The 3,430-nt window shown below is 67.8% G+C and carries 4 protein-coding genes; 2 read left to right on the top strand and 2 right to left on the bottom strand.

Annotated features, from left to right (window positions below; all coding sequences use genetic code 11):
• Positions 1-89: 89 nt before the first annotated feature.
• Complete coding sequence (locus VIR09_RS22050) at positions 90-257, top strand: hypothetical protein (RefSeq protein ID WP_332014787.1); 168 nt, start codon at positions 90-92, stop codon at positions 255-257.
• 33 nt (positions 258-290) lie between these two features.
• Here VIR09_RS22050 and VIR09_RS22045 read toward each other — a convergent pair whose 3' ends face one another.
• Together VIR09_RS22045 and adh are read right to left on the bottom strand one after the other, a co-directional pair.
• Positions 291-668, bottom strand: coding sequence for a DUF779 domain-containing protein (locus VIR09_RS22045; protein ID WP_332014786.1), 378 nt, complete (start codon positions 666-668; stop codon positions 291-293).
• A gap of 57 nt (positions 669-725) precedes the next feature.
• A complete protein-coding gene (gene adh, locus VIR09_RS22040) occupies positions 726-2,255 on the bottom strand; it encodes an aldehyde dehydrogenase (RefSeq protein ID WP_332014785.1) in 1,530 nt (509 codons plus the stop codon).
• Positions 2,256-2,560: 305 nt separating this feature from the next.
• Here adh and VIR09_RS22035 point away from each other — a divergent pair.
• Positions 2,561-3,430: sigma-54-dependent Fis family transcriptional regulator (locus VIR09_RS22035; protein ID WP_332014784.1), on the top strand; the 870-nt coding region annotated here is incomplete at its 3' end.

Raw genomic sequence — 3,430 nt, 5'->3', positions numbered from 1 at the left:
GCGCGGCGCCCGCCAGCGCCTGGGCCTCGTCCGCGGCGCGCCCCTGAGCCGCCGTCCGCGCAAGTTTTTTCCTCACCCTACCTTCAGCAATGAAAAACGCCAGCAGTGCCTATCGCGGCGCGCCCATGCCGGGCGGCCGTTCGTTCACGCAATTCCGGGCCGCGCGCATCCGGCGCGTGTCGTTCCAGTGGCAACAGGCCGCAGGGCCTGGCACGCCGGACAAGGGCAGCCCGCAAGTCGGCTCGCAGGGCCGCTAGGGCCCCGCGCGCAGACCTGCCCAGGGACCGCGACTAGCCTCTGCTGACGGGCGCCACCCGCGCCCATTCCTCGTCCGAGTACAGCCGCGAACGCAACAGGAAGCGCTTGCCTTCCGCGCTGTCCAGCGAGAAGGCGCCGCCCCGGCCGGGCACGGCGTCGATGATGAGCTGGGTGTGCTCCCAATAGGCGAACTGGTCCTCGCCCATGTAGAACGGGCAGCCCTCCAAGTCGCCCAGCAGCACGTCCGAGCCGCCCACCATGAATTCGCCCTGGGCGTAGCACATGGGCGAACTGCCGTCGCAGCAGCCGCCGGATTGGTGGAACATCAGCGGGCCATGCTTGGTCCGCAGGGTCTCGATCAGGCTGCGCGCCTCGTCGGTGGCGACCACGCGCGGCGTTTGCTCTGCCATGTCAGGCTCCTTTGAGGCGCGCCGGGCCTTGCGGCCCGGCGCCAGGCTCTGGCAGGTTCAGAAGAAACCCAGCTTCTTCGGCGAGTAGCTCACCAGCAGGTTCTTGGTCTGCTGATAGTGGTTGAGCATCATCTTGTGGTTCTCGCGACCGATACCGGACTGCTTGTAGCCGCCGAACGCCGCATGCGCCGGATAGGCGTGATAGCAGTTGGTCCAGACGCGGCCCGCCTTGATCGCGCGTCCCATGCGGTAGCAGGTGTTGGCGTCGCGCGACCACACGCCCGCGCCCAGGCCGTAGAGCGTGTCGTTGGCCAGGGCCAGCGCGTCGTCGGCATCCTTGAAGGTCGTCACGGCCACCACCGGCCCGAAGATTTCTTCCTGGAATACGCGCATCTTGTTGTGGCCCTTGAACACCGTGGGCTGCACGTAATAGCCGCCTTCCAGCGCGCCCTGCATCTGTGCGCGCGAGCCGCCGGCCAGCACGTCGGCGCCTTCCTGCTTGCCGATGTCCAGGTACGACAGGATCTTCTCCAGCTGTTCGGTGGAGGCTTGCGCACCCAGCATGGTGTCGGCGTCCAGCGGATTGCCCTGCTTGATCTCGGCCACGCGCTTCAAGGCGCGCTCCATGAACTTGTCGTACAGGGATTCCTGGATCAGCGCGCGGCTGGGGCAGGTGCAGACCTCGCCCTGGTTCAGGGCGAACATGACGAAGCCTTCGACCGCCTTGTCGAGGAAATCATCGTCCTGCGCGGCGACGTCGGCAAAGAAGATGTTGGGCGACTTGCCGCCCAGCTCCAGCGTCACCGGAATGATGTTCTGCGAGGCGTACTGCATGATGAGGCGGCCGGTGGTGGTCTCGCCGGTGAAGGCGATCTTGGCGATGCGCTTGTTCGAGGCCAGCGGCTTGCCGGCTTCCAGGCCGAAGCCGGTAACCACGTTGATCACGCCCGGGGGCAGGATGTCGCCGATCAGTTCCATCAGCAGCAGGATGCCCAGCGGCGTCTGCTCGGCGGGCTTGAGTACCACGCAATTGCCTGCGGCCAGGGCCGGCGCCAGCTTCCATGCCGCCATCAGGATGGGGAAGTTCCACGGAATGATCTGGCCGACCACGCCCAGCGGTTCATTGAAGTGGTAAGCCACCGTGTCGCTGTCGATCTCGGACAGCCCGCCTTCCTGGCTGCGGATGCAAGAGGCGAAATAGCGGAAATGGTCGATCGCCAGCGGAATGTCGGCGGCGCGCGCTTCGCGGATGGGCTTGCCGTTGTCCCAGGTTTCGGCCGTGGCCAGGCGCTCCAGGTTCGCCTCCATCACATCGGCGATCTGCATCAGCATGTGGGCGCGCTGCGCGGCCGGGGTCGCTCCCCATTTAGGCGCGGCGCGGTGCGCGGCGTCCAGCGCCAGTTCGATGTCGCGCTCCTTCGAGCGCGCATTGCGCGTCAGCACTTGGCCCGTGACCGGCGTGACGTTGTCGAAGTATTCGCCGTCGGCGGGCTTCTGCCATTTGCCGTCGATGAAATTGTCGTACTGGGTCTTCAAGTCCAGGCGCGTGCCGTAGGAGTCGGGGGTGATGCGGGTCGCGATGTCCATGCTTGTCTCCGGTATTGTGGGATAGCGGCAGTCGGCTGCCTGTCCTGTATCAAGCAAGGAGCGTGCCAGTCGGGGCTTCCCCGCTGGACAGCCCGCGGCTTGCATGCGAAAGTAGGTTTCAGAACGGGCAATAGGCAGCAGAGCCCCTCGAGGGCCGGCCCGCCGCCGGGCCGTCCCAAGGCGGGCCAGCCCCCTTGGGGGGCAGCAAGCCCGCGCAGCGGGTGCGGCGTGGGGGCCTTCCCTGTCGCTTTTTGCGACATCGTCGCGGAACAGGTGTCGCAGAACGCCTGTCCCAGGAGACATGCATGGCCACTCATTCCCGTCAGCACGCGCTGACGCAAGCGCGCCTGCTGTTCAACCAGCAAGGCGCGGTGCCCGGCGGCATGGTCGCCGAGCCCATCCTGCGGTCGTGGCGGCGCTGCGCCGATCTGGGCTTCGACATGCGCGGCGTGCGCCGCGCCGAGCTTATGACCCAGGGCGAACTGCGCGAGGCCCAGCAGCGCAACGAGGCGTTGCGCAGGCTGTCCGAACCCGCCATGTCTTTGCTGCGCCGCGAGGCCGGCGACAACGGCGGCCTGGTGATCCTGTCCGATGCGCAAGGCCTGGTGCTGGACACGGACGGCGACACCGGTTTCGCTCAGCGCGCATCGCGCGTGGCGCTGATGCCCGGCGCGCCCTGGGACGAAGCCGCCGCAGGCACCAACGCCATCGGCACCGCGCTGGTCGAAGGCCGGCCCATCGCCGTGCATGGCGCGGAACACTATTTCGAACCCAACCGCATCCTGACCTGCGCGGCCGTCCCCATCACCGATAGCGAAGGCCGCACGCTGGGCGTGCTGGACCTGTCCAGCCCGGCGCGCGACCTGCGGCCCGACGTGCTGGAACTGGTGCGCGCCGCCGTGGACCTGATCGAACACCGTTTGTTTGAACAAGCCTACGAGCAGCACGCCGTGCTGCGGCTGCACGTGGACCACTCCGGACTGGGCGCGCCGGGCGAGGGCCTGCTCGCCTTCCAGGGCGACCTGCTGATCGGCGCCAACCGCCGCGCTTTGCAGGCGCTGGGCCTGGCGCCCACGGCCCTGGGCGTGTACCGCTACGCCGACGTGTTCGACGGCGACATGGAACGCTGCCCCGACGCGGCCGGCAGGGTACAGGCGCGCTCGGGCGCCGTGTAC

Origin of the sequence: Achromobacter sp. (genome assembly GCF_036567245.1) — a bacterium.
In the GTDB taxonomy this organism is placed as follows: Bacteria; Pseudomonadota; Gammaproteobacteria; order Burkholderiales; family Burkholderiaceae_B; genus Achromobacter.
The sequence above is the reverse complement of the archived record's forward strand: the minus strand, read 5'-3'. Positions and strand labels throughout refer to the sequence as shown.